Origin of the sequence: Paralimibaculum aggregatum, assembly GCF_030270585.1 — a bacterium.
In the GTDB taxonomy this organism is placed as follows: Bacteria; Pseudomonadota; Alphaproteobacteria; order Rhodobacterales; family Rhodobacteraceae; genus Thermohalobaculum; species Thermohalobaculum aggregatum.
In genome coordinates this window covers 48,527-70,074 of record NZ_BSYI01000003.1, presented here as the reverse complement: position 1 = coordinate 70,074, position 21,548 = coordinate 48,527, and the positions used below count along the sequence as shown (strand labels likewise).

Genomic DNA, 21,548 nt, shown 5'->3' with positions numbered 1-21,548 from the left:
GCACGTCCGCTGGCGCCTGCAACGGTTCGGGATGGGCGTGGCGGGGAGCGGGCGGTTTGCCGACGGGGTGATCCGACAGCGGTGGCGGGTCAGCCCCGTCCGCCTCGGCGGCGGCGGCGGATCAGCCCAGGCGGCAGCGGCGGCGGATCTGCCCCGGCGGCGGCGGATCTGCCCCGGCGGCGGCGGCGGCGGATCTGCCCAGGCGGCGGCGGCGGCGGATCTGCCCAGGCGGCGGCGGCGGCGGATCTGCCTCGGCCGCGGCGGACCTGCCTCGGCCGCAGCGGCGGCGGCGCGCGAGCACCGTCCGCCTCGACGGCTGCCGGTCAGCCCCGGCGGCGGCGGCGGCGTCGGATCTGCCTCGGCTGTGGCGGACCTGCCCCGGCCGCAGCAGCGGCGGCGCGCGAGCACCGTCCGCCTCGACGGCTGCCGGTCGGCCCCAGCGGCGGCAGCGGCGTTGGATCTGCCTCGGCCGCGGCGGACCTGCCCCGGCCGCAGCAGCGGCGGCGCGCGAGCACCGTCCGCCTCGACGGCTGCCGGTCAGCCCCGGCGGCGGCGGCGGCGGCGGATCTGCCTCGGCCGTGGCGGACCTGCCCCGGCCGCAGCAGCGGCGGCGCGCGAGCACCGTCCGCCTCGACGGCGGATCAGCCCAGGCGGCAGGGGCGGCGGGTCAGCCCCGGCGGCGGCGGCGGCGGGTGCGGCCCTCGGCGCCCTCGTCGTCGCCGGTGCCGTCCGAGGCCGAGGTGAAGCCGCCGACCCGCGCGGTGATCGCCTCGAGCCCGGGCCGGGCGCCCGGCACATGGGCCTCGAGCGCCGCGCGCATCGCCCGCAGATGCTCGGGCTTGGTGCCGCAGCAGCCGCCGATCAGCCGCGCCCCGGCATCGCGCGCGAGGCGGGCGTAATCCGCCATCAGCTCCGGCGTACCGTCGTAGTGGATGTGCCCGTCGACATATTTCGGGATGCCGGCATTGCCCTTGGCGATCACCACCCGCTCCGGCGCCGCGGCGGTGATGCCGAGCACGGTGCGCAGCAGGTCCGGCGCGCCGGTGCCGCAATTGGCGCCGATCGCGATCGGCTGCGGCGCGAGGCCCGCGGCCAGCGCGGCATAGCCCTCGGAGGTCACGCCCATCATGGTGCGCCCGGCGGTGTCGAAGCTGAGCGTGCCGCAGAACGGCGCGCCGAGCCCGGCCGCCGCGCGGTGCACGGCGCGCATCTCCTCCTCGGAGCTGATCGTCTCGGCCCAGATCACGTCGGCGCCGCCATCCATCAGCCCGCGGATCTGCTCGGCGAAGGCGGCGGCGGCATCGTCCTCGGAGAGCGAGCCGACCGGCGCCAGGATCTCGCCGGTGGGGCCGACCGAGCCGGCGACGATGATCTCGCGCGGCGAGGCGTCGGCGCAGCCGCGGGCGATCGCGGCGGCGGCCCGGTTGATCTCGTAGGCCCGGTCCTCGGCGGCGTGCAGCTTCAGCCGGTAGCGCGAGCCGCCGAAGGAATTGGTCAGGATCACGTCCGAGCCGGCCTCGATGAAGCCGTCATGCAGCGCGCGGATCTTCTCCGGCGCGTCGAGGTTCCAGAGCTCGGGCGCCTCGCCGGACTGCAGGCCCATCTCGAAGAGATTGGTCCCCGTGGCGCCGTCGAGCAGCAGCCAGTCGCGCCGGGCCAGGAGCGCGGTGAGGGCATCGGTCATCTGCGGATCCTCCATGAGTCGCGTGGCCCCATCCTATAGGGGCGCCGCCAAGGTCACGCAAATGGCACCGCCGGCCAGGCCGGGGCGGCCTCGCGGGACGGCCTCGCGGGGCGGCCTCGCGGGGCGGCCTCGCGGGGCGGACTGCCGGGGCGATCTGCCGGGCGCGTCGAGCCGGTCCAGCCGGGACAGACCGGGCCGGGCCGGTCGGGCCAATCCGGTCAGGCCCGTCAGGCCGTGCCGCGTCCGTCGAGTCGGGGCAGGTCAGGCCGCTCAGGCCGGGCCAGCACGGGCGAACCGGGGCAGGACAGGCCGCTCAGGCCGGGCCAGCACGGGCGAGCCGGCGCAGGTCAGGCCCGTCAGGCCAGGTCAGGTCGGGCGAACCGGGTCAGGTCAGGCAGGTCAGGCCGGGCCAGCTCGGGCGAGCCGGGGCAGATCTGGCCCGTCCGGCCGGGCCAGATTGGTCCAACCGGGGCAGGTCAGGCCCGTCAGGCGGGGCCAGCTCGGGCGAGCCGGGGCAGGTCAGGCCGGGCCAGGTCGCGGGGTCGGGCCAACCGGGACAGACCGGGCCGGTCAGACAGGGCCGAGCCGGGGCCGTCAGGCCGGGCCGAAGCCGTCAGGCCGGGCGAGCCGGGGGCCGCTCAGGCCGGGGCGGCGGCCCGCGCCAGGCCCTGCAGCCGCGCCACCATGGCGCGCAGCCCGTTCGAGCGCTGCGCCGAGAGCGCGGTGTCGAGCCCGAGCCGGGCGAGCTCGGCATGGGCGTCGGTGCGCGCCACGTCGGCGAGCCGCTGGCCGGCGAACAGCCGGTGCAGCACCGCGATCAGCCCGCGCACGATCATCGCGTCGCTGTCGCCGCGGAAATCGAGCCGGGCATCGGCGCCGGCGCCGGCCAGCTCCGGCACCAGCCAGACCTGGCTGACGCAGCCCTCGACCTTGTGCGCCGGCACGCGCTCGCCCTCGCCGAGCGGCGGCATCGCCTTGCCGAGCTCGATGACGTAGCGGTAGCGCTCCTCCCAGTCGTCGAAGAGTTCGAACTCCGCGACCAGGTCCTCGAAAGCCTCTGAGGCCATGCGGTCCTCCCGTAACGTGCCCTCGACTTAAGCGCAGCGGCGGGCTCCGTCCAGTCCGGCGGCGGCGGAATGGCGGATCCGGCACCGCTGCGGCGGATTTCCCCTTTCATCGGCGCGGGCTGATGATATCGAGAGGCAAAGCTCGAGGGAGGTGGCGATGCGTTTGCGTTTGATCTGGACGATGGCGGCGGCGGCGGCGCTGGCGGCGCTCGGCGGCTGCTCGCTGTTCGGCTCGGACGAGGCCGAGGGCGAGGCCGCGCCGCCGGAGGTGCTCTCCGCGATCGAGGTGCAGACCGAGAACGTGCAGGCGGTGCAGCGGCTGGAGATCGGGCGCACCCGCGCCGGGCTGATGCTCACCGCCTACGGCACCGCGCCGGGGCTCGGCTTCTCCAACCCGCGGCTGGTGGCGCGGCGCGGCGGCGCCCCGGCCTCGGACGGGATGCTGGACTACGACTTCGTGGTCGACACCCCGCCGCGCGGGCTGACGATGCCGCCGGGCACGCTGAAGGCCCGCGCCGTGCGCGCCGATGCCGAGCTCCAGATCGACACCGCCCGCACCGCCCGCGGGGTGCGCGTGCACGCGACCGTCGGCGGCGTGCAGATGTTCTTCTGAACCTTCGTTCCCGGAAACCCCGTTCCCCGGAACTTTTGCGCATCCCGGCCGCGGCCTAAGCGAACACCTGTTCGCGCGAACATCGGTTCGCGCGGCGCCAGGGCGCGCAGGCGGAGGTTCGCGCGAACCTCCCGGCCGGCGAAACCGCGCCGCGGCGAACCCCCGTTCCCGCGGCTCTACCCGCGGCGCCCCGGCCGGCCGGAGCCGCGGCGGCCGCCCGCCAGGCCACGGCACCGCCGCTACCACCGCCGCCACTGCTGTCGCCACGGCCGCAGCCATCGTCGCCGCCGCGATCCGGGAAGGCAGGCCGGAACCGAGCCCTGCCGGCCTCCATCCCCCCCGAAAACCGGCCCTGCCCCGCGCAGCCCGGCCTCCCGTCCGTGCGGGCTGCGATCATGCCGGGGACGCGGGGCAAGCCCACTGCGCGCCCGCACCGTGGAGGCGCCCCGACCCCCCGGCGACGACGGTGGACAGGGCCGGCGTCGCGGCATCCCGCGCAGCCGCCGGGAGGGCGAGGCCGAGCCCTGCCGGTCTCCATACCCCCGAAGGTCGGTCCGGCACGCGCAACCCGGCAGCCCGTCCGCGCGGCCCGCGGTCTTGACGGGGCCGCGGCCCGCCGGCAGGCACGGCGCGCCCGCACCTCGGAGGCGACCAGATCGCCCGGCGATGACGGTAGACAGGGCCGGTTTCACGGCATCCTGCGCAGCCGCCAGGAGGGCGGGGCCGAGACCTGCCGGTCTCCATGCCCCCCGAAGGCCGGCCCTGCCCCGCGCAGCCCGGCCGCGCGGGCCGCGGTCATGCCGGGGCCGCGGGGCGAGCGCGCCGACAGGCAGGGCACGCCCGCGCCGCGGAGGCGGCCGGGCCGGCCGGCGATGACGGTGGACAGGGCTGGCTTCGCACCGTCCTGCGCAGCCGCCGGGAGACCGGAGCCGAGCCCTCCCGGTCTCCATACCCCCGAAGGTCGGCCCTGCCCCGCGCAGGCCGGCCGCCCGTCCGCGCGGGCTGCGACCATGCCGGGGCCGCGTGGCAAACCAGCCGGCAGACAGGGCGCGCCCGCACCGCGGAGGCGACCAGACCGCCCGGCGACGACGGTGGACAGGGCCGGTTTCGCACCGTCCTGCGCAGCCGCCGGGAGACCGGAGCCGAGCCCCGCCGGTCTCCATGCCCCCGAAGGTCGGCCCTGCCCGTGCAGCCCGTCCGCGCGGGCTACGGTCATGCCGGCGCCGCGAGCCAAGCCCGCCGGCAGGCACTGCGCACCCGCGCCGCGGAGGCGGCCGGACCGCCCGGCAATGACGGTAGAGAAGGCCGGTTTCGCGGTTGCCTGCGCAGCCGCCGGGAGGCCGGAGCCGAGCCCTGCCGTTCTCCATACCCCCGAAGGTCGGCCCGGCACGCGCAACCCGGCAGCCCGTCCGCGCGGCCCGCGGTCTTGACGGGGCCGCGGGGCGAGAGCGCCGACAGGCAGGGCACGCCCGCGCCGCGGAGGCGGCCGGGCCGCCCGGCGATTGCGGTGGACAGGGCTGGTTTCGCGGCGGTCGGCCCCCGGGCTACGGCACCGCCGCTGCTGTCGTCGCCGCCGCAGCCGTTGTCGTCGCCGCGATCCGGAAAGTGAGGACGGAGCCGAGCCCTGCCGGCCTCCATGCCCCCTGAAACCCGGCCCTGCCCGACGCCGCCCGGCCGTCCGTCCGCGCTGGCCGCGGTCATGGCGGGGCTACGGGGCAAGCGCGCCGGCCAGCTTGGCGCACCCGCTCCGCTGACGTGCCCGACCGCCCGCGCGCGCGGCATTGCCGGCTGGTCCGGTCCGGCAACCGCCGTGGGCACGCCGGTGGCAACGGGCCGCGGGCGCTGGCTGGTCCGGTCCGGGGGCCGCCGCGGGTGCGCCGGTGGTGGCGGGCGCGGGCGTCAGTCGTCGGGGGTTTCGCTCAGGATCTTGCCGGTCGCAGGGTCGATGCGGAGCTCGACGCGGCGGCTGTCCGGCGTGACCGCCTCGACCTCGATGGCGTCGCGGTCGACATCCACCTCGGTGACGCGGTAGCCGTCGGCCTCGAGACCGGCGATGACGGTGGACAGGGCCGGCTTCGCACCGTCCTGCGCGGCCGCCGGGAGGGCGGCGGACAGCGTGGCGACCAGGGCGATGATGGCGGGTTTCATGGCGTTCTCCTTGTGTCGTGTCGGCGCAGGGTTTTTTCGCACAACCTACGCTTCGCACAAGGCCCCCGGCGACCCCGGCCCGCTCCGGACCGCGGAACCGCCGCGGCATCGACACCTGCCGGGACCGGCGCCGCCCGGAGAGCCGCGCCGCCGGCACGGCCGGAACCCGGGCGCCGCCCTCCGGCCGCGCGGCCTTCGCCGGGCTCAGCCGGCGGCGGGGCGGTGCTCGATCAGCTCGATGCCCTGGCGGCCGACCGCGAGCGCGACCTCGCCGTCGCGCACCCGCATCGCGTCGCGCCCGAAGCTCTCGAAGCGCCAGCCGCGCAGCACCGGCAGGTCCGGCGCCTCCTCGCCCGCCAGCGCGTCGAGATCCGACGAGGAGGCGAGCAGCTTGGAGGCGATGCCGAGCTGGTCGGCGCGCGCCTTCAGCAGCACCCGCAGCAGATCGGCGACGGCGGCCGAGCCCTCCTTGCGCCGGGGCGGCGGCGGCACCCGCGGCAGCCGGTCCTCCGGGCAGGCCAGCCCCTCGGCCACCGCGGCGAGGATCTCGGCCGAGGTCTCGGCCTTGCGCCCCTCGCGCTGCAGCAGGCGCAGCTTGTGCAGCTCCTCCGGGCTGGTCGGCCGCGCCGAGGCGACCTCGACCAGCGCGTCATCCTTGAGGATGCGGTTGCGCGGCACGTCGCGGGCCTGCGCGGTGAGCTCGCGCCAGCGCGCGAGGCTGCGCACCACGGCGAGGAAGCGCGGGCTGGTGGAGCGCGCCTTGACCCGGCGCCAGACCTCGTCCGGATCGGTCCGGTAGGTCTCCGGGCTGGTCAGCACCGCCATCTCCTCGGCGACCCAGCCGGCGCGGCCCGACTCGTCGAGCCGCTTCGCCAGCGCCTCGTAGACCGGGCGCAGATGCGTGACATCGGCCAGCGCATAGGTGAGCTGCTTGGCCGAGAGCGGGCGGTGCGACCAGTCGGTGAAGCGCGAGCTCTTGTCGAGCTCGGCCTTGGCGATGCGGCGCACCAGGGTCTCGTAGCCGACCTGCTCGCCATAGCCGCAGACCATCGCGGCGATCTGGGTGTCGAACAGCGGCGCCGGGATCTCGTCGGCGAGGTTGAAGAAGATCTCCACGTCCTGGCGCGCGGCGTGGAACACCTTGAGCACCGGCCGCGCCATCAGCTCGAGCAGCGGCGCGAGGTCGATGCCCTCGGCCAGCGGGTCGATCAGCACGGCATCGGCAAGGCCGTCGCCGCCGCCCGAGCCCTCGGGCCGGGCCATCTGCACGAGGCAGAGCTGCGCGTAATAGGTGCGCTCCCGCATGAACTCGGTATCGACGGTCACGAAGGGGGCGTCGGCATAGGCGCGGCACAGCGCCGCGAGCGTATCCGTATCGGTCACTGGCTGCATGGTCGCACGTTGTAGACCGACCCCGACGGCTGTGCAATCGCCTGAACCGCCCTCGAATCGCCCGCGGGACGGCACAGGTTGTCGCGGGGGCAGCCGGCGGGGCAGCCCCTTGATCCGCGCCGGATCGCCATAGATGATTGGGCACAGGCGCCCGGCCTCCGCCGGGCGGGCAGTGAGATCGCAAGTTGCGAGGGAGACCAGCATGATCCGGACCACTCTCATCGCCGGGGCCGCAGCCCTGGCCCTTTCGGGCTGCGACACACCCGGCGCCTACACCGCCGGCGGCGCGGTGGTCGGAACCGGCGCGGGCGCCGCGCTCGGCACCCTGGCCGGCGGCGACGACCGCCGCAACGCGCTGGTCGGCGCCGGCATCGGGCTGCTCACCGGCACCGCCGTCGGGGTCTATCTCGACCAGCAGCAGGCGGCGCTCGAGCAGAACCTCGCCGGCACCGGCGCCTATGTCGAGAACCGCGGCGACCGGCTGGTGGTGATCCTGCCGGGCAACGTGACCTTCGCCACCGACAGCGCGCGCATCGCGCCGGGCTTCCAGGGCCCGCTGGCCGATATCGCGATCACCTTGCAGGAATACCCCGAGAGCTTCATCGACCTGATCGGCCACACCGACAGCCGCGGCACCGACGAGTACAACCAGCGGCTCTCGGAGGACCGGGCGCTGGCGGTGGCCGACTTCTTCCGCAGCCAGGGCGTGCATCCGGGGCGCGTCGCCTCCTTCGGCATGGGCGAGAGCCAGCCGATCGCCAGCAACGAGACGCCGCAGGGCCGCCAGGAGAACCGGCGGGTGGAGATCGTCATCATCCCGGCCCAGGCCTGACCGCGGCGCGGCGCGATCCGCCGCGGGCCGTCCATTGCAATGACCGCCCGGGGTCCCGATCTGGTGATCGGGGCCCCGGCCTTTGCGGGCGCTCCGCCGGGCGCCGTGACCCGAGATGGAGGCGATTCATGGATGCAGCCGCGCGCGAGCCCGCCGCCGCCGCGATGTCGCGGCCGACGCGGCTGCGGCTCTGGGGCGAGATGCTGGCGCTCTTCGTCGGCGTGCCGGTGCTGATGGCGTATTTCTTCGGCAGCTACCCGCTGTTCCCGGTGCTGATCGCGCTGACCGTGGTGGCCGCCGGGCTGCTGGCGATCACCCCCGGCTTCGGCTTCCGCGAGCTGCTGCGCTGGCCCGCCCCCGGCTCGGCGCTGATCGCGGTGCTGATGGGGATCGCGACCTTCGTGATCTGCTCGGCGCTGGCGCTCTGGCTGGTGCCCGACCGCTACCTCGCCTTCCCGCGCGACAACACCAGGCTCTGGCTGATGGTGATGCTGCTCTACCCGCTGGCCTCGGCGCTGCCGCAGGAGCTGATCTACCGGCCGCTGTTCTTCCGCCGCTATGGCGGGCTGTTCCGCTCCGAGCGCTGGGCGCTGGCGGCCAATGCTGCGGCCTTCGGGCTCGGCCACCTGTTCTACATGAACCCGGTGACGATCCTCTCCACCGTGGTCGCCGGGGCGATCTTCGGCGCGGCCTATCTGCGCTCCAACTGCTTCCTCTTCGCGGTGCTGCTGCACGCGCTGGCCGGGCAGATCATGTTCACCTCGGGTTTAGGGGTGTTCTTCTATCATGGCGCGGTGGGCCGCACGCCCTGAGGCGGCGGGCCGCCCGGCACCCCGGCGCTCAGCCGCCGATTCGCCGGATCGCGAAGCTCGGCGGCACCCGCTGCTCGGCCGTGAGATAGAGGAGCTCCCAATCCTCGGCGACGCAGAACTCGTGCACCGCGGCGATCACGCCATAGGGCAGCAGGCTGACCCAGCTGCCGGAGGTGTAGTCGTGCCCGGCGAGGATGCCCCCGGGCTTCACCTTGGCGGCATAGAGCGCGAGCTCGTCGCGGGTGGTGGCATAGCTGTGATCGGTGTCGATATAGACCCAGTCGAAGCAGCCGTCCGCGAAGCCCGGGCCGATCTCGGTGGAGAGGCCGCGATGCATCCGCACCCGGCCCGCGTCGATCTCGCCGGCAAAGCGCCGGGCGACGCTCTCCATCAGGTCGCCGGAATAGCGCGCGCTGCCCCAGACATCGACGAGGTCGAGCCGCTCCGGGGCCGTGCGGGCGAGGATCTCGGCGGTGAAGTCTCCCGCCGCCACGCCGATCTCGGCCACCCGGCCGCCCTTCGGCAGCCGCTCCAGCATCGCCTCGCGATCCGGCAGCACCACGGTGCTGGCGAGATGGCGGGCGCCGAGCTCCACCTGCGGCTGCGCCGCGAGCTGGGCGCGGAAGCCCGCGCGCAGGCCCTCGATCACCTCGGCGGCGACCGCCTTGCGCATGCCCTGCGGGGCGAGGCGTCGGGCGATGCTGGCAAGCGCTCGGCTCATCGGTTCTCTCCATCCTGTCGGCTGCCGCGGTCCGGCCGCGCCCGTGATAGCGGCGGGCGGCGCCCGTGTCTCGCGCAAAGCTGTGGCCGGCGGCGATGCGCCGGGCATGGAAACCGCGGCGATTCTGCCGTATCCCCGGCCTGGGGTGTCATGCAACGGCATAGGAGAGGGTGATGGCGAAATTCCTGAAGGCCCCCGAGCCGGAGACCGGCGGCGCATCCGGCGGTGTCACCGCCGGGGTCGAGGAGCTGCTGCTCGGCTACGGGATCGAGACCGGGCTGATCGGCGCCGGGCTGCTGGCGCTGGCCGCGCTCTGCCTCGCGGTGAGCCTGGTGAAGCTCCTGCAGCTCCTGCATGCCCGGCTGATCGCCCGGGTCGCCGAGGGCAAGGTGGTCGAGGCCGAGCCGGCGATCGGCGGCGGCTTCCACCCGGTGATCACCTACGAGGACCGCACCGGCCGCCGGCGCCGCTTCGTCGCCGAGACCCGCACCGTCGAGGATCCCACCGGCGGGCGCGTCCTGGTGCGCACCGACGGCGACCGGCCGCGGCTCTCGGGCCGCGCCCCCTCGGCGCTGCGCGAGGCGGCCTGGCTCGCCCTGCCCTTCGCGCTCGGCCTCGCCGCCGGGCTGACCGGCCTCACCGGCAAGCTCGCCGGCATCGCCCCCCTGCCCTTCGGCTGAGCGCACCCGCCCTGCGGCCGGGCCCCGCCCATTGGCCGGGCTCGCTGCCGCATGGCCGGACTCCCTGGCCGTTCGGCCAAGCTCGCTCGCCCCTTGGCCGAGCCCTGCCCCTTGGCCGAGCTCCCCTGCCCTTCGGCCGAGCTCCCCTGCCCTTCGGCCGAGCTCCCTGCCCTTCGGCCGTACTCCCTGCCCTTCGGCCGTACTCCCTGCCCTTCGGCCAAGTCGCCCACCGTTCGGCCGAGCTACTTGCCCTTCGGCCAAGCCGCCGGCCCTTCGGCTGAGCCACTAGCCCTTTGGCCGAGTTGCCCGCCCGTCGGCCCAGCCCCCGCCCTTTGGCGGCGCCCCAGCCCCTCGGCCGAGCCCCCTGCGCTTCGACCGAGCCCCGGTCCTTCGGTCGAGTCCCGTGCCCCTTGGCAACGCCGGCCACCCCTTGGCCGGGCTACTCGCCCTTCGGCCAAGCCGCCGGCCCTTCGGCTGAGCCACTTGCCCTTCGGCCGAGTTGCCAGCCCGTCGGCCGAGCCCCCGTCATTCGGCGGCGCCCCAGCCCCTCGGTCCTTCGGTCGGTTCCGCTGCCCCTTGGCAAAGCCTCCGGCGCTCCGGCCGAACCCTCTGCGCTTCGACCGGGCCCCCGGTCCTTCGGTCGAGTCCCCGGTCCTTCGGCCGAGTCCTCTGCCTCTTGGCAAAGCCGCCCGCAATTCGGCCGAGCCTCCGGCCCTCCGGCCGAGCCCCCGTCCTACGGTCGAGTCCTCTGCCTCTCGGCAAAGCCGTCCGCATTTCGGCCGAGCGCAGCCCTTCGGCAGCGTCCCTGTCCTCTCGGCCGTGCTCCCCGCACTTCGGCGGCACCCCCGCCCTTCGGCGGCGCCCGGGCGGCCACGGCGCGCCGCTTTCGCCACGGTTTGGCACCGCGCGCCGGCGGGGCGTTGACATCGCGCGCGGCAGGGGCTCTATCCGGGCCGCAACCGCGATCCGGAGGGAGCCCCATGCACGCCTATCGCAGCCATACCTGCGCCGAGCTCAACACCGCCCATGTCGGCCAGACCGTCCGCCTCTCGGGCTGGGTCCACCGGGTGCGCGACCATGGCGGCGTGCTGTTCCTCGACCTGCGCGACCATTACGGCATCACCCAGGTCCTCGCCGACCCGGACAGCCCGGCCTTCGCCGATATCGAGACGGTGCGCGCGGAATGGGTGATCCGCATCGACGGCGAGGTGAAGGCCCGCGCCGATGACCTGGTGAACCCCAGGCTGCCGACCGGCGCGATCGAGGTCTATGCCCGCGCGGTGGAGGTGCTCGGCGCCGCCGAGGAGCTGCCGCTGCCGGTCTTCGGCGAGCTCGACTACCCGGAGGAGACGCGGCTGCGCTACCGCTTCCTCGACCTGCGCCGCGAGCGCCTGCATGCCAACATCGTGCTGCGCTCGAAGGTGATCTCCAGCCTGCGCAGCCGCATGACCGGCCAGGGCTTCATGGAGTTCCAGACGCCGATCCTCACCGCCTCCTCGCCCGAGGGCGCGCGCGACTTCCTGGTGCCGAGCCGGCTGCATCCGGGCAAGTTCTACGCGCTGCCGCAGGCGCCGCAGCAGTTCAAGCAGCTGGTGATGGTGGCCGGCTTCGACCGCTATTTCCAGATCGCCCCCTGCTTCCGCGACGAGGACCCGCGCGCCGACCGCTCGCCCGGCGAGTTCTACCAGCTCGACATCGAGATGAGCTTCGTCGAGCAGGAGGACGTGTTCCAGGCGATCGAGCCGGTGATGCGCGGCGTCTTCGAGGAGTTCGCCCCGGAGCGCGCGCACGGCGAGGGGAAATGGCCGGTGACGGCCACGTTCCCGCGCATCCCCTATGCCGAGTCGATGCTGAAATACGGCTCCGACAAGCCGGACCTGCGCAACCCGATCGAGATGCAGGTGGTCAGCGAGCATTTCGCCGGCTCCGGCTTCAAGATCTTCGCCAGGATCCTCGAGGGCGAGGGCACCGAGATCCGCGCCATCCCGGCGCCCAAGGGCGGCTCCCGCGCGTTCTGCGACCGGATGAACTCCTGGGCGCAGAAGGAGGGCCTGCCGGGCATGGGCTACATCTTCTGGCGCGACGAGGGCGGCGCGACGGTCGGCGCCGGCCCGCTGGCCAAGAACCTCGGGCCGGAGCGCACCGAGGCGATCCGCGCCCAGCTCGGCCTCGGCGCCGGCGACGCGGCGTTCTTCCTCGGCGGCCGGCCGGCGGATTTCATCGACGTGGCCGGCAAGGCGCGCAACGTGATCTGGGCCGAGCTGCAGCCGGACGAGGCCTGGAAGGAGGAGTTCCGCTTCTGCTGGATCGTCGATTTCCCGATGTATGAGCGCGACGAGGAGACCGGCGCGCTCGACTTCAGCCACAACCCCTTCTCGATGCCCCAGGGCGGGCTCGAGGCGCTGGAGACCATGGATCCGCTGGAGATCAAGGGCTACCAGTACGACATCGTCTGCAACGGGGTGGAGCTCAGCTCCGGCGCGATCCGGAACCACAGGCCGGAGATCATGTACAAGGCCTTCGAGATCACCGGCAAGTCGCGCGATTTCGTCGACGAGCATTTCGGCGGCATGATCTCGGCCTTCCGCTATGGCGCCCCGCCGCATGGCGGCATCGCGCCCGGCGTCGACCGCATCGTGATGCTGCTGGCCGGGGCGGAGAACATCCGCGAGGTCATCATGTTCCCGATGAACCAGCGCGCCGAGGACCTGATGATGCAGGCGCCCTCCGAGGCGACCAACGAGCAGCTCCGCGAGCTCGGCCTGCGCCTGCTGCCGCGGGAGTGACCCGGCCGGCCCGTGCCGGCCGGCCCGGCGCGGGCCTCCTGCCCTGACGGAACGCGATGCTTGATGTGCGGGCGCCGAACCCGCAGGCTGGGCCCCGGGGAAGCGGGGCCCGGCACCGGAGCGCTCCGCAATGGCGGAGGAAAACCATGGCCGACACGGCAAAGGAGGCGCTCAAGCTCGCCCAAGAGGTCAAGAAGCAGCTCGCCCAGCTGCAGAAGACCCTCGGCGATCAGGGCCGCAAGGCCAATGAGTATACCGACAAGAAGATCGCCGAGCTCGACAAGAACATCGGCGACTGGGTCAAGAAGCTCGATGTCTACGAGACCAAGCAGACTGCCTATCTGGAAAAGAAGGTCAGCGACCTCGACAAGAGCGTCAGCGACTGGGTCAAGAAGAACACGGACTACGAGAAGAAGCAGACCGACTATCTGGAGAAGAAGGTCAGCGACCTGGACAAGGGCATCGGCGACTGGGTGAAGAAGCTCGAGGTCTACGAGAAGAAGCAGACCGACTATCTGGAGCGGATGGTGAAGGAGGTGCGGGCCGAGGGGCAGGACTACGCCAAGCGCATGGCCGAATACGAGAAGCAGCAGAGCGCCCATTTCGAAAAGAAGATCGCCGCGCTGGAGAAACGCCTCGCCGAGATGATCGCCAAGCAGTCGAAGAGCTAGCCGGCGGCATTGCGGGGGCGGCGCGCCGCCCCCGCAATGCCGCCGCGGCCGCCGCAGCCGGCTCAGATGCTGTTCTCGGCCATGAAGGCGAGCAGGCCCTCCGGCCCGCGCTCGTCGAGGATGGCGCCGAACTCCTCGCGCTTGAGCACGAGGAAGGAGACCCCGCCCACCATCACGTCGATCACCAGCGCGCCGCGCGCCGCAAACTCGCGGATCCGCCAGTCCACCGGCAGGGTCTTGCCGTTGGCGCGCGGGATGCCGGCGGAGACGATGACGTCGGAGCGCACGGCGCGGGTGTCGCGGATCTCCGGCTTCGCCTCCAGCCCCTTGCCGAACTGGCTCTTGTAGAGATGCGCGAGGAAGCCCGGCAGCGCGGCGCGGAAGGCGGTGCGCTGGGCGTCCGAGAAGCCGTCGCCGCGCTCGCCGAGCAGGAAGCGCTCCCAGATGTCGAAGGCGAAGGCCTCGGAGACGGCGGCGCGCAGGCGGTCGTTGCGGGCGGCCTCGTCGAGGCCGGGATCGGCCAGCGCGCCATGGGCGCCCTCGACCAGCGCCTCGGCGGTGGCGCGGGCGGCGGCGGGTTCGGTCTCCGCGGCGCCGGCGGCTGCCGGCAGCAGAGCCCCGGCGGCAAGGCCGAGGACGAGCACGAGGCGGGCGAGACGGGTCATCTGCGGTCTCCTTCATTCGGGTCGGGTTGCGGCGGCGCCGGGGCGACGCGGGAACGGGCGCGGCCTCGGGCGCGGGCGCCGAGGCGGGCGAGCGGCGGCGACAGCGCCAGCGCCATGGCGACGGCGGCGCCGACGGCGATCGCCAGCAGCACCCCCATCGAGGCGGTGCCGCGGTGGTCCGACAGCGCCAGCGTCGCGAAGGCGCCGATGGTGGTGAGCGCCGAGGCCAGCACCGCGCGCGGCGTCGAGGTGGCATAGACCGCCGCCGAGCGCTCGGTGCGCAGCGCCAGATGCACCCCGGCATCGACCCCGAGCCCGATCAGCAGCGGCAGCACGATCACGTTGGCATAGTTGAACGGCATGTCGAGCAGAACCGTCGCCGCCGCGGTCACCGCGCCGGCCAGCGCCACCGGCACGAGGATCGCCACCAGCGGCCAGACCCGCCCAGCGGCCAGCAGCACCAGCCCCGCGGTCGCCGCCAGCGCCACCAGCACCGCCTGCAGCATGGCGCCGGCGACGGCCCGGGCGGCGCCCTCGATCTGGTCCGGCGGGCCGCCGGCCTCCGGCGCGACGCGCTGCACCGCCTCGACGAAGCGCGCCCGCGCCGCCGGGTCGGAGATGTCGGCGGCGGCGCGGATCTCGACGCGGTAGCGGCCATCGGCGGCGAGATAGCGCGCGGCGAGCGCCGGGGGCAGGCTCTCCAGCGTCACCCGGTCGGCGCCGAGCTGCGCCTCGAGCCGGCCGATCAGCGCGGGGAAATGGCGGAACAGCGCCGCCTCGACGCGGGCGCGGGTGGCCGGCTCCGGCGCCGCGCCGAGCGCCGCCAGCGCCGCCGCCAGCCGCCCCGCCGCGCCTTCCGCGCCGAGCGCCGCGGCCAGCGCGGCCGGATCGCCCGAGCCCGGCTCGGCGAGCGCCACCGGCTCGCCATTGACCGCGAAGTCGATCGAGGGCCAGGCGATGTCGAAGAGCGCCAGCTTGGCATCCTGGTCCTTCGGCACCAGATCGCCGAGCCAGGTGGTGCCGTCGACCTCGACCACCGGCTTCAGCGCCCGCGCCGCGGCGGAGGCCTGCTTGGCGGTCTCCGTCAGCAGGCTGAGCCGCAGCGGCGCGCGCAGCGGATCGGCGGCGAGCCAGCCATAGACCGCGACCGAGCGCGCCTCGGGGTTGCGCAGGCTCATCGGGTCGGCATCGAAGCGGGCCTGCGGCACCAGCAGCAGCGCCGCCAGCCCGAGCGCCGCCGCGAGCCCGGCGCCGAGCCGCCCGAGCCGCGGCATCGGCGGCAGCGCCGGCACCGCCCGGCGGCGCGGCGCCGCGGCCAGCCGGGGGCGCAGCGCCACCGCCGCCGGCAGCAGCGTGATGGCGACGAGGAAGGCGATCACCACCCCCATCGCGCCGATCAGCCCGAGCTGCGCCATGCCGATGAAATCGGTGCCCGCGAAGGCGAGGAAGGCGGCCGCCGTGGTCGCCGCGGTGAGCGCCAGCGCGCCGCCGAGCCGGCGCCCGCAGGCCCGCAGCGCGCCGGGCAGCGGCTCGGCCGCCAGATCCTCCTCGAGATGCGCCATCAGGTGGATCGCGAAGTCGATCCCGAGCCCCACCATCAGCACGATGAAGGCCACCGAGACGAGGTTGAGCGCGCCGACCGCCAGCGCCGCCGCCCCGGTGGTCAGCACCAGCGTCACCAGCAGCGCGCCGAGCGCCAGCCCCATCCGCGCCAGGCTGCCGAGCGCCAGCCAGAGCACCAGCGCCACCAGCAGCACCGAGATCGCCAGCGAGAGCCCGATGGTGGCGGTGACGCTGCGCAGCTCCTCGGCCCGCAGCACCGGGTCGCCGGTGAGCCCGATCTCGACCTCCGCGGTGATCTCGGGCGGCAGCGCCGCCACCGCCGCCGCCGCCGCCTGCATCGCCGCCCTGGCCGGATTGAGCGCGGCATAGTCGAGCCGCGGGGTCAGCGTCAGCACCCGGAGCACCGGCCCCGCATCGCCGAACAGCCCGGTCCAGTCGAAGCTGCGCGCCTCGCCCTCCGCCGCCGCCGCGATCACCGCCGCCGCCTCGGCATAGAGCCGGTCGAGCGCGCCGGCATCGAAGCCCTCGGCGGCGGCGGCGAGCGCCCGCGCCTCGTCCACCGCGCGCAGGAAGCCGGGCAGGCTCTGGTCCTCGCGCAGCCGCGCCAGCATGTTGGCCGACTTGCTGAGCCGGGTGAGCTGCGCCTCGAAGGCCGCCTCGTCGAGATAGAGCAGCCCGTGGGTGCGGAAGAACGGGTCGATCGAGGGCGCGAAGACCGAGGCCACCGAGGGATCGCCCTCGAGCCGCGCCGCCAGCGCCGTCAGCGCCGCCTCCACCGGATCGGCGCGCGGCCCCCGCACCGCGACGACGATGGTGTTCTTCAGCTCCGGAAACGCGGCGTTCAGCGCCTGCGCCCGGGCCTGGAAGGGCAGCTCCGGCGCCAGCATCCGGCTCGAATCGGTGTCCACCCTCAGCCCGCTCGCGGCCCAGACCGCGGCCGCCAGCAGCAGCCCCAGCGCCGCCAGAACGGCGCGCGGGCGGCCGGCTGCCGCCGCGATCCAGCCGGCGCAGGCCCGCCCGGCCGCCTCGGTTGCCCAATCGCTACGCACTGCCCTCGCCTTCTTTCCTGCCCGCGGGTCACAATGCGGGCGCGGCGCTTGAGGCGCCTCGCCGCGCAGTCTAGTGTCACGCGAACCATCGGCGCCAGAGCCCGTTACCCGGATCGGGCGCCGCGCGCGATCACAATCTGCGGCACAGCCGCCAGCCCGGAGCACGCCATGCGCCTCTCCCACACCGTCCGATCCGTGACCGCGATGGCCGCGGTTCTGACCCTCGCCGCCTGCGCGAGCCCCGGTCCGGGCGCCAGCTTCGACGAGCGCGACCCCTACCGCGCGACCAACGAGGCGATCCACGACTTCAACATCGAGGCCGACCGCTACGTGCTGCGCCCGGTGAGCCAGGCCTATGACACGGTGACGCCGGAGATCATCCAGTTCCTGCTCACCAACGCCTTCAACCACCTCGACACGGTGAACGATTTCGCCAACTACCTGCTGCAGGGCGATATCGAGGCCGCCGGCACCGCCTTCGGCCGGCTGACCATGAACACCGTGCTCGGCGCCGGCGGGCTGCTCGACCCGGCCACCGAGTTCGGCCTGCCCAAGGAGGACACCGATTTCGGCGTGACGCTCGGCAAGTACGGGGTCGCCGAGGGCGCCTATCTGGTGCTGCCGCTGCTCGGCCCCTCGACCACCCGCGATGTCGGCGGCGCGATGGGCGACATCGCGCTCAACCCGCTGACCTATACCGGCTTCTTCAACTCGAACGCGCTCGACGTGTTCTCGCCGGTCTACAACGGCGCCGAGATCGTGCACGACCGCGCGCGCAATGCCGACCTGATCGACGACGTGCTCTACAATTCCGAGAACAGCTATATCAGCCTGCGCACGATCTACCTGCAGCGGCGCGACTCGCTGATCCTCGGCGACCAGGTCGAGGACACGCTGCCCGACATCTTCGACGACGAACCGGTGAATTGAGGCGCGGCACGATGGACGAGACGAGGGAGAGCGCCGCGGCGGCGGCCGGGGCGCCGATCGGCACGATGGAGTTCGCGGCGGTGCTGAGCGCCCATGCCGCGCGGGTCGAGGACGAGCTCGCCCGCCTGCTGCCGGCCGAGGGCGGCGGCGCCGGCGAGGCCGAGCTCTGCGCCGCGATGCGCTATGCGACGCTCGGCGGCGGCAAGCGGCTGCGCGCCTTCCTCGCCATGGAGGTCGGCCGGCTCTGCGGCGTGCCCGAGGCGCGGGCGGCGCGGGCCGGGGCGGCGGTCGAATGCCTGCACGCCTACAGCCTGGTGCATGACGACATGCCCTGCATGGACGACGACGCGCTGCGCCGCGGCAAGCCCACCGTGCACGTGAAATGGAGCGAGGCGACCGCGGTGCTGGCCGGCGACGGGCTGCAGGCGATGGCCTTCGAGATCCTGGCCGATCCGGCGACGCATCCCTCCGGCGATGTGCGCGCGCGGCTCTGCCTGCGGCTCGCCCAGGCCTCCGGCGCGGCCGGCATGGTCGGCGGGCAGGCGCTCGATCTCGGCGCGGAGGCGGCGGCCGTGCCGCTCGATGCCGCCGGGGTCAAGCGGCTCCAGCTGCTCAAGACCGGCGCGCTGATCGAGGTCGCGGCGGAGATGGGGGCGATCCTCGGCGAGGTGCCGGAGGCGACGGTGGCGCATATCCGGGCCTATGCCCGCGCGCTCGGCGAGGCGTTCCAGATCGCCGACGACCTGCTCGACGTCACCGGCAGCGAGGCCGAGACCGGCAAGGCCGTGGGCAAGGATGCCGGCGCCGGCAAGGCGACCTTCGTCGACATCCTCGGCATCGAGGGCGCCCGCGCCCGCGCCGGGGAGCTGGTGCGCGAGGCGGCGGCCGAGCTCGCCTTCCTCGGGCCGCAGGCGCGGCATCTCGAATCGGCGGCGCGCTTCACGGTCGAGCGGCGCTCCTGAGCCGGGCGGCCGAATTGGGCGCCCTCGCCACATTTCCCCGATTGTGTCCAAATCTGGGCACAAGGAAAATCAAGGGCTTACGGGGAATGCGGCCAACATCGCGTCTCAATTTGGGCAATCGGGGCGAAGATTGTGTTTGAAATGTGGCGGGAATCGGGCTACCTAATCCCTGTGAGTGGAATATGCGTGGCAGGCCGGTTCAACGCTGCTTGATTTCGGACCGGTAACGGGGCTCCACCCCCGGCTCGCATGCGTAAGGGAGCCTACAGGAATATGCGCAATGCGCTTCAGAAATAGATAAGAAGGCCTTGTCCGGTCGCTCAGGCCCATCCTCCAGAGGGCCGCACCGGTACGGACACATCCACTCTTCAGTCCTACCTCCACACACAGGACGAAACCCACCCAAAGGCGGCGCGAGCCGCCTCTTTTTTTGCCTCGGTGCTGGCGGGAGGATGCCGCGTGACCAGGCTCCGCGGCGCGGCTCAGGCCGAGCAGCGCGCCCCGCCCAGCACGCAGAACTTGGCGCAATGGGGGTGGTTGAGCGGCACCGTGCCCTGCGCCTCGGCCAGCCGCTCGCCGAGCTCGAAGGCCTCGTCATAGGCCAGCAGCGTGCAGGCCAGCACCACCGGCGCCGCCGCGCCCCGGCGCTTCACCACCATCCGCGAATGCGCGCACATCACCTCGGAGGGCGACTTGCCGAGGATGTCCCAGCAGGCGGTGGTGATCTCCGGCACCGCGGCGCGCTCGTCCATCTCCGGGAACAGCATCAGCGCGGCCGGGTCGGCGGCGTCGATGGCGAAGCCCTCGGCCGCGAAGAGCCGCGCGAAGCCGGCGCGCATGGCGGCCTCCGCCTCGCCCCAGATCGTGCGGGCGGCGACATCCATCCGCGCGCCCTGCGCCTTCAGCCAGCGCATCCCCTCGAGCGAGGCGGCGAAGGCGCCCTCGCCCCGCTCCGCGTCGTGCCGCGCCGGCTCGTGATGATCGAGCGAGATCCGGAAGGTCAGCCGCGCGCCATGCGCGGCGATCAGCGGCGCCAGCGCGGCGCGCACCCGCGGGCGCATCATCGGCCGCATCGCGTTGGTGAGGATCAGCACCTCGAAGCCGCGGGCCAGCGCATCCGCCGCCATCTCCGGCATCTCGGGGTTCATGAAGGGCTCGCCGCCGGTGAAGCCGATCTCGCGCGTGCCGAGCCGCAGCGCCGCGATCTCGTCGAGATAGCGCGCCACTTCGGCGGCGCCGAGATAGACCAGCGCATCGTTGGTCGGGCTCGACAGGATGTAGCAGTTGGCGCATTCGATGTTGCAGAGCGTGCCGGTGTTGAACCAGAGCGTCTCGAGCCGCTCGAGCGCCACGCGGGCGCGCGGCGCGCCGCTGGCGGTGCGCTCGGGGTCGGAGAACTTCGCGGCCGGGCTGGCGGTTTCGAGCGATGCGGTCATGGTCTCTCCCGGGGGCCTGTTCTGGTCTCCCCGGAAGTGGCGCGGGCGCGCGCGGCTGTCAATCGACGGTCCCGTGAGCCGGGCGGAGCGGTCAGTCCGCCGGCGCCTCGCCGAAGAACAGCAGGAAGCCGTCCGGGTCGCGGACATGGAATTCCTGCCGCCCGTCGGGCTTGGTGAAGAGCGGCTGCACCCGGCGCTCGCCGAGGCCGGCGAGCTGCGGCGCGATCTCGGCATGATAGGCGGCGACATCCTCGACCCAGAAATAGGCCGAGAAATAGTCCGCCGTGGCGCGCAGGGCGCGGGCATCGTCGAGATCGAGCAGGATCACGCTCGCCGCGCCGCGCGAGAGCAGGGCATAGCTGTTCTCCGGGTTGCGCTCGCGCAGGGTGAAGCCCAGCACCTCGGTGTAGAAGGCGCAGGACCGCGCCACCCGGCGCACCGGGACGATGGGGCTCACGCCCCGGACCCGCGCCTGGGCGGCGGCGGTCTCTTCGAGGCTTTCTCCGGCCTGCATGGGTCCTCCCGCTCCGGTTTTTCCGGCGAGCCTGTCGCCACCAGGCCACGCATGCCTTGATATAGCGCAAGGCCGGGGCGCGGCGCGATGGCCGAGGATGCCCCTGCGTCCCCCTGCCCCACCGGGCCGGGCCGGCGCCAATGCGACAATCGGGCAGAGCCGCCCCGGCCGGGGGCAGGACAGGGAGGCGAGGATGGCGACGACACCGGCGGACGGACCGGCCGAGAACACGGGCCCCTGGCGCGAGAGCCGCGGCATGCCGGCGGTGCGCGCGGCGACATGGGCCGACCTGCGCGCGGCGCTGGCCGCGGGCTGGGCCGATTTCCTGGCCGCGCCGCTGATGGGCATGACCGTCGGGCTGCTCTATGCCGCCGGCGGCTGGCTGCTGCTCTGGGTGCTGGAGCTCAAGGAATACCGCGGGCTCTCCTTCCCGGTGGTGACCGGCTTCGCGCTGATCGGCCCCTTCGTGGCGGTGATCCTCTACGAGATCTCACGCCGCCGCGAGCAGGGCGAGCGCCTCGGCTGGGGCGAGCTGCCGGCGATGATCGGGCGCACCGCGCGCAAGCAGATCCTCTATCAGGGCTTCGTGCTGATGTTCTGGCTGGCGGTCTGGAGCCGGGTCGGCGTGATGCTCTTCGCGATCCACTTCTCCGCCAGCGTCGACCGGTTCTGGGACGTGGCGGACCAGATCTTCACCACCTCGCACGGGCTGACCTTCCTGGTCGTCGGCCATCTCTTCGGCGCCTTCTTCGCCGGCGTGGCCTATTGCCTCTCGGTGATCGCCTTTCCCTTCCTGCTCGACCGCGACAGCGACTTCTTCACGGCGATGGTGCTGTCCTTCAGGGCGGTGATCGCGAGCCCGGCGGTGATGCTCGGCTGGGCGGCCTTCCTCGGGGCGGCGCTGGCGGCGGCCTGCGCGCCGGCCTTCCTCGGGCTCGTGGTGGTGCTGCCGCTGCTCGGCCATGCCAGCTGGCATCTCTACCGCCGGCTGGTGGCGCCCTGAGCCGGCCCCGGTATCCGCCG

General features: G+C 73.7%; 18 protein-coding genes. 9 read left to right on the top strand and 9 right to left on the bottom strand.

What is annotated here, in order from left to right; genetic code table 11:
* Positions 1-667: 667 nt before the first annotated feature.
* On the bottom strand, positions 668-1,684 hold the full coding sequence (gene bmt, locus QSJ97_RS02565; RefSeq protein ID WP_285669975.1) for a betaine--homocysteine S-methyltransferase: 1,017 nt from the start codon (positions 1,682-1,684) through the stop codon (positions 668-670).
* Positions 1,685-2,322: 638 nt separating this feature from the next.
* Entirely contained in the window at positions 2,323-2,751 is a 429-nt protein-coding gene (locus QSJ97_RS02560; protein WP_285669974.1) for a SufE family protein, read from the bottom strand.
* 157 nt (positions 2,752-2,908) lie between these two features.
* Between QSJ97_RS02560 and QSJ97_RS02555 the strand changes: the two genes are divergently transcribed.
* Positions 2,909-3,364, top strand: coding sequence for a hypothetical protein (locus QSJ97_RS02555; RefSeq protein ID WP_285669973.1), 456 nt, complete (start codon positions 2,909-2,911; stop codon positions 3,362-3,364).
* Between the two features lie 1,899 nt (positions 3,365-5,263).
* Here the strand turns inward: QSJ97_RS02555 and QSJ97_RS02550 are convergent.
* Together QSJ97_RS02550 and rnd are read right to left on the bottom strand one after the other, a co-directional pair.
* Positions 5,264-5,512: a PepSY domain-containing protein gene (locus QSJ97_RS02550; RefSeq protein WP_285669972.1), complete on the bottom strand. Its 249-nt coding sequence runs from the start codon at positions 5,510-5,512 to the stop codon at positions 5,264-5,266.
* Between the two features lie 204 nt (positions 5,513-5,716).
* Positions 5,717-6,904: a ribonuclease D gene (rnd, locus tag QSJ97_RS02545; RefSeq protein ID WP_285669971.1), complete on the bottom strand. Its 1,188-nt coding sequence runs from the start codon at positions 6,902-6,904 to the stop codon at positions 5,717-5,719.
* 202 nt (positions 6,905-7,106) lie between these two features.
* Here rnd and QSJ97_RS02540 point away from each other — a divergent pair, with 202 nt between their 5' ends.
* Both QSJ97_RS02540 and QSJ97_RS02535 read left to right on the top strand, forming a co-directional pair.
* Entirely contained in the window at positions 7,107-7,736 is a 630-nt protein-coding gene (locus tag QSJ97_RS02540; protein ID WP_285669970.1) for a YiaD family glycine zipper/OmpA-like lipoprotein, read from the top strand.
* A 128-nt stretch (positions 7,737-7,864) separates the two neighbouring features.
* Complete coding sequence (locus QSJ97_RS02535) at positions 7,865-8,548, top strand: CPBP family intramembrane glutamic endopeptidase (protein WP_285669969.1); 684 nt, start codon at positions 7,865-7,867, stop codon at positions 8,546-8,548.
* Positions 8,549-8,576: 28 nt separating this feature from the next.
* Here QSJ97_RS02535 and QSJ97_RS02530 read toward each other — a convergent pair whose 3' ends face one another.
* The gene (locus QSJ97_RS02530; RefSeq protein WP_285669968.1) at positions 8,577-9,269 is read right to left on the bottom strand and encodes a class I SAM-dependent methyltransferase; all 693 of its coding nucleotides are present in this window, start codon (positions 9,267-9,269) and stop codon (positions 8,577-8,579) included.
* A 173-nt stretch (positions 9,270-9,442) separates the two neighbouring features.
* Between QSJ97_RS02530 and QSJ97_RS02525 the strand changes: the two genes are divergently transcribed.
* From QSJ97_RS02525 to QSJ97_RS02515, 3 genes are all read left to right on the top strand, one after another.
* A complete protein-coding gene (locus QSJ97_RS02525) occupies positions 9,443-9,949 on the top strand; it encodes a DUF3592 domain-containing protein (protein WP_285669967.1) in 507 nt (168 codons plus the stop codon).
* A 980-nt stretch (positions 9,950-10,929) separates the two neighbouring features.
* Positions 10,930-12,735, top strand: a complete 1,806-nt coding sequence (gene aspS, locus QSJ97_RS02520; protein ID WP_285669966.1) for an aspartate--tRNA ligase — start codon at positions 10,930-10,932, stop codon at positions 12,733-12,735.
* Between the two features lie 146 nt (positions 12,736-12,881).
* Complete coding sequence (locus tag QSJ97_RS02515; RefSeq protein WP_285669965.1) at positions 12,882-13,406, top strand: hypothetical protein; 525 nt, start codon at positions 12,882-12,884, stop codon at positions 13,404-13,406.
* A 62-nt stretch (positions 13,407-13,468) separates the two neighbouring features.
* Here the strand turns inward: QSJ97_RS02515 and QSJ97_RS02510 are convergent, their stop codons facing one another.
* Both QSJ97_RS02510 and QSJ97_RS02505 read right to left on the bottom strand, forming a co-directional pair.
* Positions 13,469-14,071 (bottom strand): MlaC/ttg2D family ABC transporter substrate-binding protein, encoded by a 603-nt coding sequence (locus tag QSJ97_RS02510; RefSeq protein WP_285669964.1) that lies wholly within the window; start codon positions 14,069-14,071, stop codon positions 13,469-13,471.
* Positions 14,068-16,683: an MMPL family transporter gene (locus QSJ97_RS02505; RefSeq protein WP_285669963.1), complete on the bottom strand. Its 2,616-nt coding sequence runs from the start codon at positions 16,681-16,683 to the stop codon at positions 14,068-14,070. Before QSJ97_RS02505 ends, QSJ97_RS02510 begins: the two co-directional genes overlap by 4 nt.
* Before the next feature lie 168 nt (positions 16,684-16,851).
* Here QSJ97_RS02505 and QSJ97_RS02500 point away from each other — a divergent pair, with 168 nt between their 5' ends.
* Together QSJ97_RS02500 and QSJ97_RS02495 are read left to right on the top strand one after the other, a co-directional pair.
* Positions 16,852-17,613 (top strand): MlaA family lipoprotein, encoded by a 762-nt coding sequence (locus QSJ97_RS02500; RefSeq protein WP_285669962.1) that lies wholly within the window; start codon positions 16,852-16,854, stop codon positions 17,611-17,613.
* A 65-nt stretch (positions 17,614-17,678) separates the two neighbouring features.
* Positions 17,679-18,575: a polyprenyl synthetase family protein gene (locus tag QSJ97_RS02495; protein ID WP_285670110.1), complete on the top strand. Its 897-nt coding sequence runs from the start codon at positions 17,679-17,681 to the stop codon at positions 18,573-18,575.
* 482 nt (positions 18,576-19,057) lie between these two features.
* Here the strand turns inward: QSJ97_RS02495 and QSJ97_RS02490 are convergent, their stop codons facing one another.
* Positions 19,058-20,011 carry a radical SAM protein gene (locus tag QSJ97_RS02490; protein ID WP_285669961.1) on the bottom strand — a complete coding sequence of 318 codons (954 nt, stop codon included), beginning with the start codon at positions 20,009-20,011 and terminating at the stop codon, positions 19,058-19,060.
* 91 nt (positions 20,012-20,102) lie between these two features.
* Positions 20,103-20,525, bottom strand: coding sequence for a bleomycin resistance protein (locus QSJ97_RS02485; protein WP_285669960.1), 423 nt, complete (start codon positions 20,523-20,525; stop codon positions 20,103-20,105).
* A 193-nt stretch (positions 20,526-20,718) separates the two neighbouring features.
* Here QSJ97_RS02485 and QSJ97_RS02480 point away from each other — a divergent pair, with 193 nt between their 5' ends.
* Positions 20,719-21,528, top strand: a complete 810-nt coding sequence (locus QSJ97_RS02480; protein ID WP_285669959.1) for a DUF2189 domain-containing protein — start codon at positions 20,719-20,721, stop codon at positions 21,526-21,528.
* Positions 21,529-21,548: the final 20 nt, after the last annotated feature.